This window comes from Phaeobacter sp. B1627 (genome assembly GCF_006265095.1).
Lineage (GTDB): Bacteria > Pseudomonadota > Alphaproteobacteria > Rhodobacterales > Rhodobacteraceae > Epibacterium.
Map to the genome: position 1 here is coordinate 26,790 of NZ_VCNK01000034.1, position 16,527 is coordinate 43,316.

Consider the following 16,527-nt stretch of genomic DNA (forward strand, 5'->3'; position numbering starts at 1 on the left):
TCAGCGCTCCTTCAACTTGACCGAAGAGTTGTAGACGTTCATCGCCATCGAAATCAGCAGCGACGCAGTCAAGTAGAACAGCATCAGAAGAAGGACGCACTCAATGGCGCGGCCAGTCTGGTTGAGGGTAATCCCCCCCAACGTCGCGGTGATATCCGCATAGCCCACAGCGATCGCCAGCGAGGAGTTTTTCGTGATGTTGAGATACTGGGAAATCAACGGCGGAATGATGACACGCAGAGCCTGCGGCAGGACCACCAGGTTCATGATACGGCCCTGACGCAGGCCGAGCGCGGCCGCTGCCTCTGTCTGACCTTTGGAAATCGCCTGAATGCCTGCACGGACGTTTTCTGCGATGAAAGCGCCTGTGTAGATCGACAGAGCAAACCACAGGGCAATCAGCGGGCCGCCGATCTTCAGGCCACCGGAAAAGTTGAACCCCTTGAGCTCGGGGAACTCCCATGCCAGCCCCATGATCAGCATTAACAGTACAAAGGGGATCAACCAGACACCGAGGATCATCGCCCTTGTGTTCGGCCGCACGCCGGTTGCCTCTTGTTTGGCTGTGGCCCAGGCGTTGATTTTACGCGCGCCAAAGAACGAAGCGACGAGCACGACAAGAACCAGAAGCCAGTTCAGCGCCGCGTTGGCGAAAATGCCGTTCTCGAAATAGGGGCCGGGCGTGTAGATCCCGCGGTTGGTGAAGGCAAAGGCATCAAACAGCATGCTGCTTGTGGCATTGTCACCCCGAAAGGCGCGGGGTCCCGGCAGGACGGCGGTCATGATCGTGAAGATGATGATGATCCATATCAGAACCGGGATATTTCGAAAAATCTCCACATAGATCATCATCAACTTTGAGACGAGCCAGTTCTTTGACAGGCGCAGGACGCCCGCGATCACACCGAACACTGTCGCGGTCACACAGGCAAGAAATGCCACCAAAAGCGTATTCAGAACGCCGACCAGAGCGGCACGGGCGTGACTGGACTGGCTGTCATAGTCAACCAATCGCTGGTTGATGTCATAGCCGGCCGGATCGCCGAGAAAGTTGTATGATATATTCAGCCCCGCTGCGCGCAGGTTCTGGATCAGGTTGTTGCCGAGGTACCAGATACACAGGGCAAGAACGATGGCCGCGATCACCTGAAACGTCAGGGAACGATAGCGGGTATCGTTAATAAGCATAGACAGCCGAAAACTCTCTTTCGGCGGGTCAGACAAGGTCGACATATGAAGGGATCCCCGAGGCCTGCGGTTCCTGTCGTCTCGGCGGGGTTTGCCCCGCTCTGCGATCTGCCGCAGCGTTCGTTTTTTACTAGGAATAAGGGCGTGGGATCATCCCACGCCCTTTCCGGATGCTATTTTAGCGGAACGGCGGTGTGTAGAGCAGGCCACCGTTGGTCCACAGCGCGTTCAGGCCGCGCGCCAGACCGATCGGAGTGTCTTCACCGATGTTTTTCGCAAAGATTTCACCGTAGTTGCCACCTACGGACAGAGCGTTCACAGCCCAATCGGCTTCGAGACCAAGCATCTCGCCCAGGTTACCTTCGGTGCCGAGCAGACGGTTGATTTCCGGGTTGTTGGTGCCGGACGTCATTTCGGACAGGTTCGCGGAGGTGACACCCAGCTCTTCAGCTGCGATCAGAGCGTTCAATGTCCAACGTGCAACATCACCCCATTCGTTGTCGCCATGACGAACAAGCGGGCCAAGCGGCTCTTTGGAGATGATTTCCGGCAGGATCGCATGCGCTGTCGGATCGTCGAAGGTCGCGCGTGTCGAGGCCAGGCCGGACGCATCAGTTGTGTAGACATCGCAGGCACCGGCAAGGTACTGCTGCTGCGCTTCGGCGTTGGTCTCAATCGGAACCGGCTCATAGCTGATGTTGTTGGAGCGGAAGAAATCCGCGAGGTTCAGCTCGGTCGTGGTGCCGGTCTGGATGCAGACGGTCGCGCCATCAAGTTCTTTCGCGGAGGACACGCCCAGTTCTTTTGGAACCATGAAGCCCTGGCCGTCGTAGTAGTTCACACCGACGAATTCGAACTTCAGGTCGACATCGCGCGAGAAGGTCCAAGTTGTGTTGCGGGCCAGCAAATCGATTTCACCGGACGCCAGCGCGGTAAAGCGGGTCTTGCCGGTGGTCGGGACGAATTCGACCTTGGTCGAGTCACCCAGAACGGCAGCGGCCACAGCGCGACATACGGCGACGTCGAAACCTTCCCATTCGCCGTTTGCATTCGGCGCGGCAAACCCGACGAGACCGGTGGTGACGCCGCAGTTCAGCTTATCGCGGGCCTTGACGTCGTCCAGCGTACCGGCAGCAGCGGCACCGGCGGCGAGACCGGCCACGGTCAGCGCACCAAAGAATACGGAGTTGTTCATTTTTACCTCTTCCTGACTACCCACCTGACTACGGTGGTTCTTTGTCGCCTCCCCCGTCACGGGACAGGCTGTATGAAACGGGGTTCGCCCCGTTTTCGAAGCCGAGTTTGGGCGAATTCATCAACAAACGTCAAGGGTAGGATCACGGGAATCAATGGGCTTTTGGGCATCCCGTCGGGGCTTCTGGCAAATTTTGGGCGTCTTATTAACGTTTTCAGCTGTCAGGCTTGCGACAACGGCACCGCAGCGCGGACCGATTGTCAGACATGGAATCATCTGCCCCTGCCGTGATCTGTCCCGCCTGCCCCACGTCTTTGCGCACGGGAGGATCCCAGGCGCCTACTCAGGCATGTCCATAGAACGCGGCAGCGTGAAAAAAGGCCTGTTTTTTCACGTCTTCCTGGGCCTGAGCTTCTTCATCGACGCCCCAGATTTCTGCTTGCCAATGTTCATCAAGACGGGAAATGGACCAGATTTCATCCAGCGGTCGCCATGCCTTCGTCGCGGCAAAGCCAAGGATCAGCGAGCCGCTCAGCCCGACCAGATCGTGAAAGGCCGCCAGCTGAAATGCCGTCATCTCATGCACCCGCCCGCGCAAAATCTGCAGCGCCGCCTCGTCCTGCGGGGCATGCAGCAGGCCCGACCGCGGCAACAGCCGCGCGCCCAGCGCTTCGTTGGCCCAATCCAGTGCTGGATCCCAAAATTCAGTCTGGCGCGCCACCAACTCCTCCGGGGACTCCGCCCGGTAGCACAGCAGATCACTGTCTCCGTATTCAGCCAGCATATCCGCGACTTCGCTGAACTGTGGCCTGACCTTGTCCAGCGCCGCATTGGCGGATCGCGTATTGGGCATCGACAGTGGGTTCACGACATCCTGCTGGGCATCCCATTCGGAGGCAATCGCCTGCGCCATGGACTGGCTCGGGACGAGCAAGGTCGTCTTGGCCGGTGTTTTCACCCGCCTGCCATCCAATGTAACCGCGAATCCGCCATCCGTGGTCTCGACGTCTACGGATGTCCAGAATCGCTTCTGTTTCCACTCACTCATCTGTCAGTGTCCTTCTTCGTCTGTCGCCCAGAGCTGCTGCAGCAAGCCGGGCAGCCCGTCAAAACTCTTCAGCATGTGATCGGCTCTCAGGCGCTCTGCCGGGTGATAGCCCCAGTCAACGGCGATTGTTGTCACCCCTGCGGCCCGCCCCATGTCCATGTCAAAACTGGTGTCCCCGATCATCACTGCGCTTTCGGGCGCGATCCCCGTTTCAGACAGCGCCGTGAGCACCATCGACGGGTGAGGTTTCGACGGGTGGTGGTCGGCGACTTGCCGGGTCACGAACATATGCAGGCCATGCCCCTCAATCAGAGCATCGAGACCGCGCTGCGATTTGCCGGTGGCGACCCCCAGGATATAGTCCGGGACCGCATGCAGCGCCTCCAGGGCCGCGCGCGCGCCAGGATAGAGCGGCGAATGCGCCGGGCCTTCCCGCAGACGGCCCGCCTGATAGGCACGCTTGTAGCCCTCAACGAGCCTGTCCTGCATCCGGGCAGAATGCTCTGTCGCCAATTGAGCCAATGCCTGCGGAAGCGACAGCCCGACGATGGAAAGCACTGCCTCGCGCGAGGGCGGCGCCAAACCTTCGGCCCGAAAGGCTTCGTCCATACAGGCGACGATAGCACCCTGACTGTCCACCAGGGTGCCGTCCACATCGAATAGGATCAGGCGCAACGGACCGTCCCGGGGCTCTTTTCGTCCGCCCTCGCTCAAAACAGGCTCTCGAATGGGTCATCATCCGCCAGATCTTCGGTCCAGCCGAAGGTGTCCCAGCTTTCTTTCATATGCTCCGGCAGAGGGGCGGTCACAGACAGGACCTTGCCCGTGATCGGGTGTTCGAACTGCAAGCGCCGTGCATGCAGGTGCAGCTTCTTCGAGATCAGCCCGCCCATCTGCGCGCCCCAGCCGTCACCGAGGTTCTCCTGACCGGAGCCACCGTATTTGCCATCCCCGACGATAGGGTGCCCCATGCCCGCCATATGGGCCCGCAGCTGGTGCGTCCGGCCAGTCACCGGCTCCATCGCTACCCAGCTGGCCCGGCTCGCCACGCGGTACAGGGTCGCATAGAATGTATGCGCCCGCTTGGCGCCGGGGGTGGAATTGATGTCCTGCGGATCGACGGGGATCATCTTCTCACCCTCGCCCGACTTGCCGTGCCCCGGCGCCTTGACCAGACCGGTCTTGATCTCGCCCAGGTAGGGTGTCGGCACCCCGGCAACCAGCGCCCAGTAAATCTTGCGCGTGTTTTTATGCCTGAACGCGGCCGTCAGCCCCTGCGCCGCTCGGCGCGTCCGGGCGAGCACGAGGATACCGGAGGTGTCTTTGTCCAGACGGTGCACCAGGCGCGGCTTTTCCTCCGCGTCAAAGCGCAGCGCCTCGGACAAGCCATCGACGTGTTTGGTTGTCCCGGACCCGCCCTGCACCGCGAGGCCCGACGGTTTGTTCAGAACCAGAACGTCATCATCCTTGTAGACCACGCAGTCGCGGATCATCTTGGCATCGGCCTCGGAGATATGCACCGGACGTGGTTCGGCCGGCTTCAGATCGGACTCGGCCAGGGGGGGGACGCGCACAACCTGTCCCGTCTCCACGCGGGAGCTGGCCTTGACCCGCCCGCCATCGACACGCAGCTCGCCCTTGCGGCACATCTTTTCGATGCGGCCCTGATTGACATGCGGAAACAGACGACGCAGCCAGCGGTCTATCCGCTGGCCGCCGTCGTCTTCGGTGACGGTGATCATTTGCACGCCGCTCATGTCAGCACTCCTCTGGCCGCCATCATGCCAAGGGCAAGGGCTGCAATGGACAGGCCTACGGAGAGGCCAATGTAAAGCGCGGCATGGCCATAGGCCCCGCGCTCAATCAAGGTGACAGCCTCCATCGAAAAGGCCGAAAACGTCGTGAACCCGCCCAGTAGCCCCGTCATCACGAAAGGCGACATATGGGTCAGGCCTTTGTGTGCCGCGAGCACGATGAACGCTCCCATCATGGCAGAGCCGAGCACATTCACGCTGAGAACCGGCAACGGCAATGAGGTCGGCCCCAGCAGGCGCATCATTCCCAGCCCGACCAGATACCGGCAACTGGCGCCGATTGCGCCACCCAGCGCCACATTCAAAATGGATATCAACATGCAGGCGTCCTTCGCGCGGAGCGAGGCGGATGTCAAGTTTTGCGGAGCCATGGCCGCATTGCGCACGGCGCAGGACAGGCTGTCCGGCAGCGGGTGCACACGCCTCTCTGCACTCTGGCGACCCAGTGCATCACACCCAAAGGCATCACAATTCCGAAAGCTTCCAGTGGATGGAGGACTTGTCCGGCCTGCCGGTTTGACTACCCTCAGATACAGATGACAAGGAGACCCCGACCTATGCGATCCAGCCGCCGACGGTTTCTCGCGGGCTTTGCTGCCCTTTCGGCTGTGCCCGCGATGGCACGCCCCGCCCGGGCCTCGCAGGCGCGCCAGTTCATGCTTGAACCCGCCCGGCAACAAATCGCGCCGGACGGCTACCCTGAAACCAATTTGTGGTGTGTGAACGGTTCGATGCCGGGCGAAACCCTGCGGCTCATCCAGGGCGACAGATTGCGGGTGGAGGTGGAAAACCGCCTGCCCCAACCCACCAGCCTGCATTGGCACGGCATCCGCATCGACAACGCAATGGATGGGGTCCCCGGTGTCACGCAAGCCCCGATACAGCCGGGAGCGCGGTTCACATATGATTTCGCACTGCCGGATGCAGGCACATATTGGTATCACTCCCACGCACAATCCGTGGAACAGGTCGAGCGCGGCCTGCAAGGTGCCTTGATCATCGCCGAAGCCGTGTCCCCGGACATCGATCAGGATCTCCCGCTGGTCATCGATGATATGCGCGTCACCGCAGAGGCGCAGGTGGATGAGGCATTCGCGGCGCCCCATGACCTGTCGCATGCCGGCCGCCTCGGGAATGTGCTTCTGGTCAACGGCCGTCTGCAATCCGAGCATTCGGTCCGCCGTGGTGATCGCCTGCGGCTTCGGCTGATAAACACGGCCAATGCCAGAATATTCATACTGGGACTACAGGGGCTTGAAGGGTGGGTCATGGCCTATGACGGCATGCCCCTGCGGACGCCGCGCGCAATATCCGACCGATTGACACTCGCCCCGGCGCAGCGTGTGGATCTCTTTGTTGATGTCACGGCATCAGAAGGCGAGGACGCCTTTCTCCTTCAGTTCGAGCAGGACGGCGGTTATGAGATGGCCCGTTTCACGGTCACGTCCGGCACCGCAGTCCGCCGCGATCCGCCCGCCCCCCTCGCGCCGAACCCACAGTTCCCGATCGATCTGCCCTCCGCCCGCCATGTCGATCTCAGGATGCAGGGCGGTGCCATGGCCTGGCTGACAAGCGCGCAGTTCAAAGGGGAAGAGCTGGAGGGCCGGGAGTTGGCGCAGAGGGGACAGTTCTGGGCCTTCAACGGCACAGCCGGCCGTCCCGTAGACCCTTTGATTACCGCGAAGCTTGGTGAAACCATCCGCATCCGCATGTTCAACGAAACACTGTTCCCCCATGCCATGCATCTGCACGGCATGCATTTTTCCGAGGTGCATTCCGATGGCAGCCTCGGGCCCCTCCGCGATACGCTCCTGATGCGACGAGGGGAAACCCGCGAGATCGCGTTTCAGGCGCACAATCCCGGCGATTGGCTTTTGCATTGCCACATGCTGTCCCATCACGCGGCGGGCATGGGCACATGGGTCCGCGTTCTGACATAGCGGGCGCGCACAAGCCGAAGACTGCCACGTTCAGCTCAATCCGCCAAAAAAATCACAAAAATCAATCACTTTTGTCACCTCGTTCCTGCCGAAGCTTTTCAAAATAGCGAACTCTCTTCGATAGTTCCCGTTCAAAACCCCGTTCTACGGGATCGTAATGCTGGGGCCGTTCCATACCTTCTGGAAAGAAGTTCTGACCAGAGAAACTGTCCGGCGCATCGTGATCGTATTGATATCCTTTGCCGTAACCCAGGTTTTTCATCATGGCAGTAGGCCCATTTATGATGTGCATGGGCGGCGGCTCCGATCCGCTCCTCTTTGCATCGGCGCGGGCCGCTTTGTGGGCAACGTATCCAGCGTTCGACTTCGGGGCCAAAGCGAGGTAGATTGTGGCTTGAGTTATGGCCAGATCTCCTTCGGGGCTGCCAAGTTTTTCATAAGTATCCCAAGCACTCAGGCAGACACGAGACGCCTCTGGATCTGCCAATCCAACGTCCTCCCATGCAATCATTGTCAACCGCCGCAGAACAAAGCGCGGATCTTCTCCTCCTTCAAGCGCCCTATGGACCCAGTAGATCGCGGCCTCGGGGTCGGAGCCCCTAATCGACTTTTGAATGGCGCTTGCGATTGAATAGTGCCCATCGGAGGCGCGATCATACTGCGCCGCGCGTCGTGACAGACGGCTGCCGACTTCCTTTGCAGAATAAATATGATCTGCCGGCCAAGTCAGCACGCTTTCGACCAAGTTCAACAAGGCGCGTCCGTCACCATCAGCCATAGCGCATAAAAGCCCTTTGGCTTCGTCCTCCAACGGAAGAGACGTGTCCAGTTCCGCTTCGGCGCGCCCGATCATCGCAGCCAACGCGTTCTCATTGAGGCGCTCCAGTACCATCACCTGACAGCGACTGAGCACGGCTTTATTCACCGAGAATGACGGATTCTCTGTCGTAGCACCGCAGACCGTGACGGTCCCGTCCTCCATAACGGGCAGCAAAGCGTCAAGCTGCGTTTTGTTGAACCGATGGATCTCATCGATGAACAGAAGTGTTCCCTGCCCGAGCCGTAGGCGATCCCGCGCCGCCTGAAATGCCTTCTTGAGGTCAGCCACCCCACTGAAAATCGCGCTAATCTGTTCAAAGTGTAGATCCGTTTTCACAGCCAGCAATCTGCCGATTGTGGTTTTCCCGACGCCGGTTGGGCCCCACAGGATCAAAGAGGAGATCTTCCCAGCCGCCAACATCGCCCCCAATGGGCCATCTTCGGCAAGCAATTTTTCTTGACCGATCACCTCTTCTATTGCCCGGGGCCTCAGCATGTCGGCCAAGGGGCGGGTCCCCGCCTCGGCCGGTAGGCGCTTTGTTGTACTGCCCGACTCTTCAAACAAATCCATACGCCGTTCCATTCAGTTTTTCCCGTCGAAGGAGACGGAGCTTCGCTTGAGGTAGACGCTCATCATAATCCGTAAACAGGCAACCTCAAAAACCTGCATTCAAATGATGTAACAAGTTCCTTTTGCGCCGGAAGACAACTGAGCCCCGATCCACGGCTTTCTGGACCAGATCCATGTCCTCACAGCGCACAATACGCATTATTTGAGCGCATGTTACGCCGGTATAGAGAAGCGTCCTCTCCAGCATGCATGTCGCACCCCGGCGCAAAACAAGAACCAGGTTTTTCCAACTGCGCCCCTTGTGATTTGTGAATTGCCATTGCGCGACCAAGATTGATCTTGTCCAACATGTCCGCGCCGAGATCAATCGTCCGGCCATCGATCTTCAAGAAGCCAAGCCGTCCGTCTTCTGTGGCCTCATCGAAAACCCTCCCGATGGTGCCGAGATCGCCGTTGCGGATGCCAAGCTGATCCTCCGCAACGGGCCCGGTTTCGACCCGGTGGTCAGTTCAGCGCGGGTCACCGGACGACCTGACCTTGGAACTCTCACGGGGGAGGAACCCGCTGGGCCGACCGGTCTGGTGCCCGTTGCCCAGGGCAACGGAGTTCTCCGTGGTCGCGCCCACAAGCAGCAGGGTGCCGTCTTCCATATGCGGCAGAAACCCGTCCTGCGCTTTGTTGAAACGGTGGGTTTCAACCACAAACTACAGCCTGCGCTGACCATTCTGTCGCCTATCCGGGCGGCCTCAAACACCTTTTCAGATCCGGAACGCCGGTAAAAATGGCTGAGATCTGAACGAAATGAAGATCACTTGCCCCAAGCAAGGAGGCCCGCGATGGTAGTTCTCCCCCCGGGAGGCCCCCAAAAGATGACCGATGAAAGGTTGCCTGACGCCAGCATCACGCCCAACGGCGCCTCGGGGCCCAAGACCTGTTCCTGCCCGATCACCTCAGCGAGGACCCGGGGCCGCAACCGGTCCGCGAACGGGCGCGATGCGCCTCTGGCCCCGATTTGCCCGGTCTCAGCGCCCGCACCTGCGGCGGCAAAAAGATCCGGCATCTGATTACAACCGGAACCGCAGGGACACGCGCTGGCCCTGACGCGCCAGATCCAGTTGCATCCAGCGGCCGCTGTCGCGCAGCAACCTGGGCACATCGGCCGGATGCTCCACCAACTGCCCGTTGATCGCGGTCAGAATATCGCCAAGCTGCACCCCCCCGCGCCCCGCATAGGGGCCGGGATCCAAAACCACGACCCCTTCGGCAGACAACGGCAGCTGCAGCCGGTTTATCACGCGGGGGTTGACCCGTGCCACCACCAGACCGGGCATCGGCGTCTGGTCATTCAACACGATAGGATCCGAAGCCGGGTTGTCCGGCGCCTCACTCAGCGTCACCGGAATAATGTCCACCTGCCCCTGACGCACCCGTGTGATCTGGCTCTCGCCGCCCAGCCTCGCCACCGACAGGCGGAATGCCATTTCGGAAGGAGAGTTCACCGGTTCACCATCGACGGCAGTGACGACATCGCCCACTTCGAAGCCAGCCTGCACAAAGGGGCTTTGCGGGTGGAGTTCCGAAATCAGCATGCCATCCACCTGCCCCATACCCAGCGCCTCGGCCAGATCGGCATCCACAGGCTGGCCGGTCATCCCCGCCCAGGGGCGCCGAAACTCGGTGCTGCCACTTTGCGCCTGGCGTACGAATTCCCGTACCAAATTCGCCGGAATGGCAAAGCCGATCCCGTTGGAGCCGCCCGACCGGCTCAGAATGCGCGTATTAATTCCAATCAGGTCTCCGTTCACATCAATGAGCGCCCCTCCGGAATTGCCCGGATTGATCGGCGCGTCGGTCTGAATGTAATATCCAAATCCCTGCCCGCCCCCGGTCCCGGTCCGGGCCAGACCCGAAATGATGCCACTCGACACCGTCTGCCCGACCCCAAACGGATTGCCGATCGCCAATGTCAGTTCGCCCACTTCGACGGCATCACTGTTGCGCAACTCAAGATAGGGCAGCTCGTGCGCGTCCTTCAGCTGCAGGATCGCAAGATCCGACGCCTGATCTGCCAGAATGACCTCGGCCTCATACTCGCGCCGGTCGTTGGTCACCACACGGATATCCGAGGCCTCTCCCACGACATGGTAATTGGACACGACAATCCCCTCGGCCGACAGGATAACGCCGGACCCGAGCGAATTCTGTACCCGGGCCCGAGGTTCCGCGAACTGGCGGAAGAAATCGTCGAAAAACGGGTCATTGGCGAAAGGGCTGCGACCGCGGTCCTGCCGCACAATCTTGGCGTAGATATTCACCACTGCCGGCGCGGCTTCTTTGACCAGGGGGGCAAAACCAAGCGAGAGTTCAGCCTGGCTTTGCGGGACTTTGGTTTCCGCCTGACCAAGCAGCGGCAGGCTCAGAGCCAGCGCAAGTGACAAAGTGGTGGCAAGGACACGGACCATGAGGCCTCCGATCTTATGGCATTGGTTCCAAGCATATGCGGAGCGTCAGAGTGAAATGCAAGGCGCCTCTCTGCAACAGGTATATCCCGGCCGCCCCGACGCATTCGGTCCAGTCGCAGGACCGGACGGGCACAGGACCGGACAGGCCACACCGGGGCAATTCTGGCAAGATTGCCCCGGCACCGTCTCAGCCCGCTTGCTTCAGAGCGGCACTACGCCGATCTTCGATCGCTTGTGCGAGGGCACGCAACTGGGTCTCAGTTTCTTCCCAGCCGATGCAACCATCGGTAACCGACTGACCAAAGGTGAGTTTTCTCAAATCGCCGTCTTTTGGCAGATCCTGCCGACCATGCACCAGATGGCTTTCAATCATCACACCTGTGATACGGGTCTCGCCGCCAGAGATCTGGCGCGCAACATCACCCAGAACCTCGGCTTGTCGCGCCGGATCCTTGCCGGAATTGGCATGGCTGGCATCGATCATCACCTGCGGGCGCAGACCATCCATTTCCGCCGTTCTGCAGGCTGCATCAACACTATCTGCATCATAGTTGGTGCCGCCGCCGCCCCGTAGGATGATATGACAATCAGGATTGCCGGATGTTGCGGCAATCGCAGCCAGCCCCGACTTTGCCAGCGCCAAGAAGTGATGCGGCGTCGCCGCAGACCGTACCGCATCAATCGCGATCTGAACGTTCCCGCGGGTGCCATTCTTGAACCCGACAGGACAACTCAGCCCGGAGGCCATCTCGCGGTGTATCTGGCTTTCGGTGGTGCGTGCCCCGATTGCAGCCCAGCTGACCAGATCAGAGAGATACTGTGGCACCGAAGCGTCCAGAAATTCAGTACCGACCGGCACGCCTGTCTCGTTCAGCTCAAGACACAGCCTGCGGGCAAGCGATAGCCCCTTGTTGATCCGGAAAGACCCGTCAAGATCAGGATCATTGATCAGCCCCTTCCAGCCCGCAATTGTGCGCGGCTTCTCGAAGTAGACCCGCATCACGATCTCAAGTTGCTGCCCCAGCTCCTCGCGCAGGGGCGCCAGTCGGCGTGCGTATTCGATGGCAGCTTCGACATCATGAATCGAACAGGGCCCCACAACGACCGCCAGCCTGTCGTCCGAGCCCTGCAGAATGCGTTGTAGGTTCGCGCGTGCGGCCAGCACAGTCCCGCGCGCGCCGTCGGTGAGCGGATGCTTCACCGCAAGGGCATCGGGGCAAATCAGTTCCTGCATATCAGTTATCCGGAGGTCTGTGGTCGCGTGGGCGGGCGAAGTGGTCATTGTTTGGGTCCTTTTGAAGAAGAGCCCCTGTCAAACCTGGTCGGAAACGAAAAAACCGCCCGGGTCGGGGGCGGTCTGGTGCAGTAATCTGGAATTTCTGTCAGTCAGTGTCAGAAACGAGAAAACCCTCCGTCCGCCATGTGGCGCGGATAAAAGTAATACCAAAACTGGACATACTGCTGGGTCATGGCGAAACGCTAGCCGAGATTCGCAACTCTGTCGATCCCCATTTCCACATGTTTTCCCCCACAGAAGGCAGCTGGCGCTGGAACTGTCAGCGATCAGTGAGACAGAGCTTCAGGCTGGCTGGTTCGTTTCCCCGGATCATAGCACGGGCCTAATTTGCGGCCGAACGGCCATAGCCTGGACGGCCAGTCCCGCTTTGTGCGACGTCAAAATTCCATACGATGATCAGGTTTGTGATCAGCGCACCGATGAAGGAATAGAGCAGCTGACCGGGCGACAACACCAGCGCAGCGGCGGCAAAAACCCCCGCATCAATTAGCAACTGAAACCAGCCCGCCTTAAACCCGCTGCGTTGCTCGATCAGAATGCCCAGAATGGTCATCCCGCCGGCCGAGGCGTTGTGGCGAAAGATCGCGATCAATCCAACTCCGCTACAGGCACCGCCCAGGACGGCCGCGAGAGCAGGGCTCAGGGTGTTGAAACTCATGTACACAGGCAGGATCTGAGCACCGGCGGAAATTCCGACCACCACAATGATCGTCCGCACGGCAAATCCGGCACCGCGTTTGGCCCACGCAAGGATCAGAAAGGGCAGGCCGATTGCGATGAACAACGGCCCGAATTCAATCGGCAGCAGGTAGGATAACAGCAAGGCCATCCCAGCCGTCTGCCCCGTCACCAAACCCGCCGATTTCAAGAATACGACGCCAAGACTGCACATGAGGATCCCGAACAGCAATCCTTGCAGGTCGAATAGCAAGTGGGGAGATTTCGGCGACGACAGCGTCATTTTCAGATCCTCGGATGCGGCGAATACAGGGCAGGCCACCTGTGATACGCGGCGGTGGCGGCAAAAACAACGACCGGTCTGGACCTTGTCGCCGTTAACGCTATCCTCGCGCCAGCACTTACTCGGGAGGACCACAATGCGCATTCTTTTCACCGGAGGATCCGGCAAGGCCGGACGTCACGCCATCGCATATCTGCTGGCGCAGGGACATCGTGTGGTCAACGTGGATCTGACCCCGCTTGATCTGCCTGGTGTGGACAACCGATTGGCCGACATCACCGATGCCGGCCAGATGCACGATGTGATGCACGCCTGGGCCGGATATGACGAAATGGAAGACCACCGTGAACCGCCGCGATTCGATGCGGTCGTGCATTTCGCGGCGATCCCGAGGCTTTTGATGAAATCGGACAATGAATGTTACCGGATCAATACCATCGGCACCTACAACGTCATTGATGCTGCGCTGAAGGCCGGGATACGGAAAGTCGTCTTTGCCTCATCGGAAACCACTTATGGCGTGTGCTTTGCCGGCGGTGAGCGCAAACCGGAGTACCTGCCCGTTGACGAGGAGCACCCGGTCGTCCCGGAAGACAGCTACGCCATGTCCAAGGTCGCAAATGAGGTCACCGCACAGTGTTTTCAGCGCCGCACAGGTGCCGATATTTACGGCCTCAGGATAAACAACGTTATTGAGCCACACGAATACAAAGAGAAGTTTCCCGCCTATATGGCGAATCCGGATGTCCGTCAGCGCAATATCTTTGCCTATATCGACGCGCGGGACCTCGGCCAGATGGTGGAGCGTTGCCTGCAAAAGGACGGTCTGGGGTTTCAGATCTTCAATGTCGCGAATCGGGACCACTCGGTGAACCTGACCACCACGCAGATCATCGAACGCTACTATCAGGATGTCCCCGCGACAGAGATGGGGCCGCGGGAAACCTTCTATTCGATCCGCAAAGCCGAGAATATGCTTGGGTTCACCCCCGAGCATCACTGGCGCATGTATCTTGACGATCCCTCCGAGGTATAGGGGCGGCCACTATAATCTTGCTCATCCATGGGCCGAACCACTAGGCGGGATTATTATATGAGAGTAAGGACGCTGTATGATCGAAGCTTTGCCCCCCTGCCCCGCCTGTTCCTCCGCCTATACCTATCAGGTGGATGCCCTGCTGAACTGCCCCGAGTGCGGCCATGAGTGGGCACCCATGCCCGATGGCGCGGCGGAGGACGACACGATTGTGCGCGACAGCGTCGGCAATGTCCTTTCAGACGGCGACACCGTGACTGTGATCAAGGATCTCAAGGTGAAAGGATCCTCAGCAGTGATCAAAGTCGGCACCAAGGTGCGCGGTATACGTCTGGTGGATGGCGATCACGACATCGATTGCAAGGTGCCCGGTGTCGGGCCGATGGGCCTCAAAAGCCAGTTCGTGAAAAAAGTGGCCGAATAGGGCTAGAGCCTCTTCGGCCCCGAGGAAACCTTCGCATTCAGCGCTTGTCCGGAATGGAAAAACCCCGCTCTGTTTCCAGAGCGGGGTTCCGTTTAACGGTCAGCGGACCGAAAACTTATTCTTCTTCGGCCACTTCGATTTCCACGAGGCGCGCCTTGTCAGCAGCACCTTTCGCGGAAACGTCGCGGTCAACGAATTCGATGATCGCCATCGGAGCCATATCGCCGTAGCGGAAGCCTGCTTTGAGGATCCGGACGTAACCGCCGGAACGGTCTTTGTAGCGAGGTCCGAGAATGTCGAACAGCTTCGCAACGTCCTTGTCTTGCTTCAGCTTGGACGCCGCCTGACGGCGCGCGTGAATGTCACCGCGCTTTGCAAGGGTAATCATCTTTTCGATGATCGGGCGCAGTTCCTTTGCTTTTGGCAAGGTCGTTTTGATCTGTTCGTGTTCGATCAACGAGCCAGCCATGTTGGAGAACAGGGCTTTACGGTGCTCGTGTGTACGGTTCAGGCGGCGATAGCCACGTGCGTGACGCATTGTTGAAGTCCTTATCTTGCGTGTTTTGCTTTGTCAGGCAGCTGATGCGTGTCAGCCACTCACCTTGGGGCAGATGCCCGTATCTTCCCCGGCAGGTCCGGGAATTGCTTGGGGAGAGCCGGAGCCCTCCCCTCAAAGACGCTTAGAAGCTATCTTCGAATTTCTTGGCCAGCTCTTCGATGTTGTCCGGCGGCCAGTCCTCGACGTCCATGCCAAGGTGCAGACCCATGCCCGACAGCACTTCCTTGATCTCGTTCAAGGACTTGCGGCCAAAGTTCGGCGTCCGCAACATCTCTGCTTCGGTTTTCTGGATCAGGTCCCCGATGTAGACGATGTTGTCGTTCTTCAGGCAGTTTGCCGACCGTACGGACAGTTCCAGCTCGTCCACCTTCTTCAGCAGCAGCGGGTTGAACTCCAGTCCGTCATCTTCGTCCTGGCGGCCAGCGGCTTCCGGCTCGTCGAAGTTGACGAAGATCGACAGCTGATCCTGCAGGATGCGCGCGGCAAATGCCAATGCATCCTCGGGCGCGATGGAGCCATCGGTCTCCACCTTCAGCGTCAGCTTGTCATAGTCCAGCACCTGGCCCTCACGGGTGGGCTGCACGTCGTAAGACACGCGTTTGACCGGGGAATAGATCGCGTCGATCGGAATAAGGCCGATCGGTGCATCCTCAGGCTTGTTCTTCTCGGCAGAGACATAGCCCTTGCCGGTGTTGACGGTCAGCTCCATGAACAGATCAGCGCCATCGTCGAGGTGGCAAATCACATGTTCACGGTTCAGAACCTCGATACCGGCGGTTTCTGCGATGTCGCCGGCGGTCACAACAGCAGGACCCTTGGCATTGATCGAAAGACGCTTTGGCCCTTCGACTTCCATCCGCAAAGACACTTGCTTGAGGTTCAAGATGATATCGGTCACGTCTTCGCGGACACCGGCAACACTGGAAAATTCGTGCAGCACGTTGTCGATCTGAACGCTGCTGATGGCGGCGCCCTGAAGCGAGCTCATCAGAATGCGGCGCAGGGCATTGCCAAGCGTCAGGCCAAAGCCACGCTCCAGCGGTTCTGCGACCAATGTTGCCTGACGCGCCGGATCATTGCCCGGCTTGACCTCAAGCTGTGTGGGCTTGATCAACTCTGCCCAATTCTTATGGATCATGCGTTCCCTCCATTCCTGTCTGAACCCCATGTCCAAAGGATCAGACGCCCGAGGTTTCAAATGACGCACTGAGGC

The 16,527-nt window shown here is 59.5% G+C and carries 16 protein-coding genes and 1 pseudogene; 3 read left to right on the forward strand and 14 right to left on the reverse strand.

Going from position 1 to position 16,527, the window contains the following annotated elements:
* The 6 genes from FGE21_RS16620 to crcB all read right to left on the reverse strand — a co-directional run bounded on the left by FGE21_RS16620 (position 1) and on the right by crcB (position 5,565).
* Positions 1–1,233: an amino acid ABC transporter permease gene (locus FGE21_RS16620; RefSeq protein ID WP_139664544.1), complete on the reverse strand. Its 1,233-nt coding sequence runs from the start codon at positions 1,231–1,233 to the stop codon at positions 1–3.
* Between the two features lie 133 nt (positions 1,234–1,366).
* Positions 1,367–2,383 carry an amino acid ABC transporter substrate-binding protein gene (locus FGE21_RS16625; protein WP_139664545.1) on the reverse strand — a complete coding sequence of 339 codons (1,017 nt, stop codon included), beginning with the start codon at positions 2,381–2,383 and terminating at the stop codon, positions 1,367–1,369.
* Positions 2,384–2,726: 343 nt separating this feature from the next.
* The gene (locus tag FGE21_RS16630) at positions 2,727–3,431 is read right to left on the reverse strand and encodes an ATP12 family chaperone protein (protein ID WP_139664546.1); all 705 of its coding nucleotides are present in this window, start codon (positions 3,429–3,431) and stop codon (positions 2,727–2,729) included.
* Between the two features lie 3 nt (positions 3,432–3,434).
* On the reverse strand, positions 3,435–4,106 hold the full coding sequence (locus FGE21_RS16635) for an HAD-IA family hydrolase (protein WP_255731632.1): 672 nt from the start codon (positions 4,104–4,106) through the stop codon (positions 3,435–3,437).
* A 35-nt stretch (positions 4,107–4,141) separates the two neighbouring features.
* Complete coding sequence (locus tag FGE21_RS16640; protein WP_139664548.1) at positions 4,142–5,188, reverse strand: RluA family pseudouridine synthase; 1,047 nt, start codon at positions 5,186–5,188, stop codon at positions 4,142–4,144.
* Positions 5,185–5,565, reverse strand: a complete 381-nt coding sequence (crcB, locus tag FGE21_RS16645) for a fluoride efflux transporter CrcB (RefSeq protein WP_139664549.1) — start codon at positions 5,563–5,565, stop codon at positions 5,185–5,187. Before crcB ends, FGE21_RS16640 begins: the two co-directional genes overlap by 4 nt.
* Positions 5,566–5,802: 237 nt before the next feature.
* Between crcB and FGE21_RS16650 the strand changes: the two genes are divergently transcribed.
* Positions 5,803–7,185, forward strand: coding sequence for a multicopper oxidase family protein (locus FGE21_RS16650; protein ID WP_255731633.1), 1,383 nt, complete (start codon positions 5,803–5,805; stop codon positions 7,183–7,185).
* A gap of 61 nt (positions 7,186–7,246) precedes the next feature.
* Here the strand turns inward: FGE21_RS16650 and FGE21_RS16655 are convergent, their stop codons facing one another.
* From FGE21_RS16655 to FGE21_RS16680, 6 genes and pseudogenes are all read right to left on the reverse strand, one after another.
* Complete coding sequence (locus FGE21_RS16655) at positions 7,247–8,575, reverse strand: replication-associated recombination protein A (protein ID WP_139664551.1); 1,329 nt, start codon at positions 8,573–8,575, stop codon at positions 7,247–7,249.
* Positions 8,576–8,754: 179 nt separating this feature from the next.
* Complete coding sequence (locus FGE21_RS16660) at positions 8,755–8,964, reverse strand: hypothetical protein (RefSeq protein WP_139664552.1); 210 nt, start codon at positions 8,962–8,964, stop codon at positions 8,755–8,757.
* A gap of 216 nt (positions 8,965–9,180) precedes the next feature.
* Positions 9,181–9,635 (reverse strand): annotated as a pseudogene (locus tag FGE21_RS16665) (replication-associated recombination protein A); the annotation flags it as partial.
* A 4-nt stretch (positions 9,636–9,639) separates the two neighbouring features.
* Positions 9,640–11,037: a trypsin-like peptidase domain-containing protein gene (locus FGE21_RS16670; RefSeq protein WP_139664553.1), complete on the reverse strand. Its 1,398-nt coding sequence runs from the start codon at positions 11,035–11,037 to the stop codon at positions 9,640–9,642.
* A 187-nt stretch (positions 11,038–11,224) separates the two neighbouring features.
* A complete protein-coding gene (locus FGE21_RS16675; protein ID WP_139664554.1) occupies positions 11,225–12,319 on the reverse strand; it encodes a 3-deoxy-7-phosphoheptulonate synthase in 1,095 nt (364 codons plus the stop codon).
* A gap of 337 nt (positions 12,320–12,656) precedes the next feature.
* Positions 12,657–13,295 carry a YitT family protein gene (locus tag FGE21_RS16680; RefSeq protein ID WP_139664555.1) on the reverse strand — a complete coding sequence of 213 codons (639 nt, stop codon included), beginning with the start codon at positions 13,293–13,295 and terminating at the stop codon, positions 12,657–12,659.
* A 136-nt stretch (positions 13,296–13,431) separates the two neighbouring features.
* On the opposite strand from FGE21_RS16680, the gene FGE21_RS16685 reads away from it, so the two are divergent.
* On the forward strand, positions 13,432–14,331 hold the full coding sequence (locus FGE21_RS16685) for an NAD(P)-dependent oxidoreductase (RefSeq protein ID WP_139664556.1): 900 nt from the start codon (positions 13,432–13,434) through the stop codon (positions 14,329–14,331).
* Positions 14,332–14,407: 76 nt separating this feature from the next.
* A complete protein-coding gene (locus FGE21_RS16690; protein ID WP_139664557.1) occupies positions 14,408–14,755 on the forward strand; it encodes a zinc ribbon domain-containing protein YjdM in 348 nt (115 codons plus the stop codon).
* A gap of 115 nt (positions 14,756–14,870) precedes the next feature.
* On the opposite strand, the gene rplQ is transcribed toward FGE21_RS16690, so the two are convergent.
* Both rplQ and FGE21_RS16700 read right to left on the reverse strand, forming a co-directional pair.
* On the reverse strand, positions 14,871–15,293 hold the full coding sequence (rplQ, locus tag FGE21_RS16695) for a 50S ribosomal protein L17 (RefSeq protein ID WP_139664558.1): 423 nt from the start codon (positions 15,291–15,293) through the stop codon (positions 14,871–14,873).
* Between the two features lie 142 nt (positions 15,294–15,435).
* Positions 15,436–16,452: a DNA-directed RNA polymerase subunit alpha gene (locus FGE21_RS16700; protein WP_139664559.1), complete on the reverse strand. Its 1,017-nt coding sequence runs from the start codon at positions 16,450–16,452 to the stop codon at positions 15,436–15,438.
* Positions 16,453–16,527 lie beyond the last annotated feature (75 nt).

What these genes read in the sequence shown, in the direction of transcription:
- FGE21_RS16620 (WP_139664544.1), bottom strand. Translation starts at nt 1,233, where the DNA reads ATGTCGACCTTGTCTGACCCGCCGAAAGAGAGTTTTCGGCTGTCTATG.
- FGE21_RS16625 (WP_139664545.1), bottom strand. Translation starts at nt 2,383, where the DNA reads ATGAACAACTCCGTATTCTTTGGTGCGCTGACCGTGGCCGGTCTCGCC.
- FGE21_RS16630 (WP_139664546.1), bottom strand. Translation starts at nt 3,431, where the DNA reads ATGAGTGAGTGGAAACAGAAGCGATTCTGGACATCCGTAGACGTCGAG.
- FGE21_RS16640 (WP_139664548.1), bottom strand. Translation starts at nt 5,188, where the DNA reads ATGAGCGGCGTGCAAATGATCACCGTCACCGAAGACGACGGCGGCCAG.
- crcB (WP_139664549.1), bottom strand. Translation starts at nt 5,565, where the DNA reads ATGTTGATATCCATTTTGAATGTGGCGCTGGGTGGCGCAATCGGCGCC.
- FGE21_RS16650 (WP_255731633.1), top strand. Translation starts at nt 5,803, where the DNA reads ATGCGATCCAGCCGCCGACGGTTTCTCGCGGGCTTTGCTGCCCTTTCG.
- FGE21_RS16655 (WP_139664551.1), bottom strand. Translation starts at nt 8,575, where the DNA reads ATGGATTTGTTTGAAGAGTCGGGCAGTACAACAAAGCGCCTACCGGCC.
- FGE21_RS16670 (WP_139664553.1), bottom strand. Translation starts at nt 11,037, where the DNA reads ATGGTCCGTGTCCTTGCCACCACTTTGTCACTTGCGCTGGCTCTGAGC.
- FGE21_RS16675 (WP_139664554.1), bottom strand. Translation starts at nt 12,319, where the DNA reads ATGACCACTTCGCCCGCCCACGCGACCACAGACCTCCGGATAACTGAT.
- FGE21_RS16680 (WP_139664555.1), bottom strand. Translation starts at nt 13,295, where the DNA reads ATGACGCTGTCGTCGCCGAAATCTCCCCACTTGCTATTCGACCTGCAA.
- FGE21_RS16685 (WP_139664556.1), top strand. Translation starts at nt 13,432, where the DNA reads ATGCGCATTCTTTTCACCGGAGGATCCGGCAAGGCCGGACGTCACGCC.
- FGE21_RS16690 (WP_139664557.1), top strand. Translation starts at nt 14,408, where the DNA reads ATGATCGAAGCTTTGCCCCCCTGCCCCGCCTGTTCCTCCGCCTATACC.
- rplQ (WP_139664558.1), bottom strand. Translation starts at nt 15,293, where the DNA reads ATGCGTCACGCACGTGGCTATCGCCGCCTGAACCGTACACACGAGCAC.
- FGE21_RS16700 (WP_139664559.1), bottom strand. Translation starts at nt 16,452, where the DNA reads ATGATCCATAAGAATTGGGCAGAGTTGATCAAGCCCACACAGCTTGAG.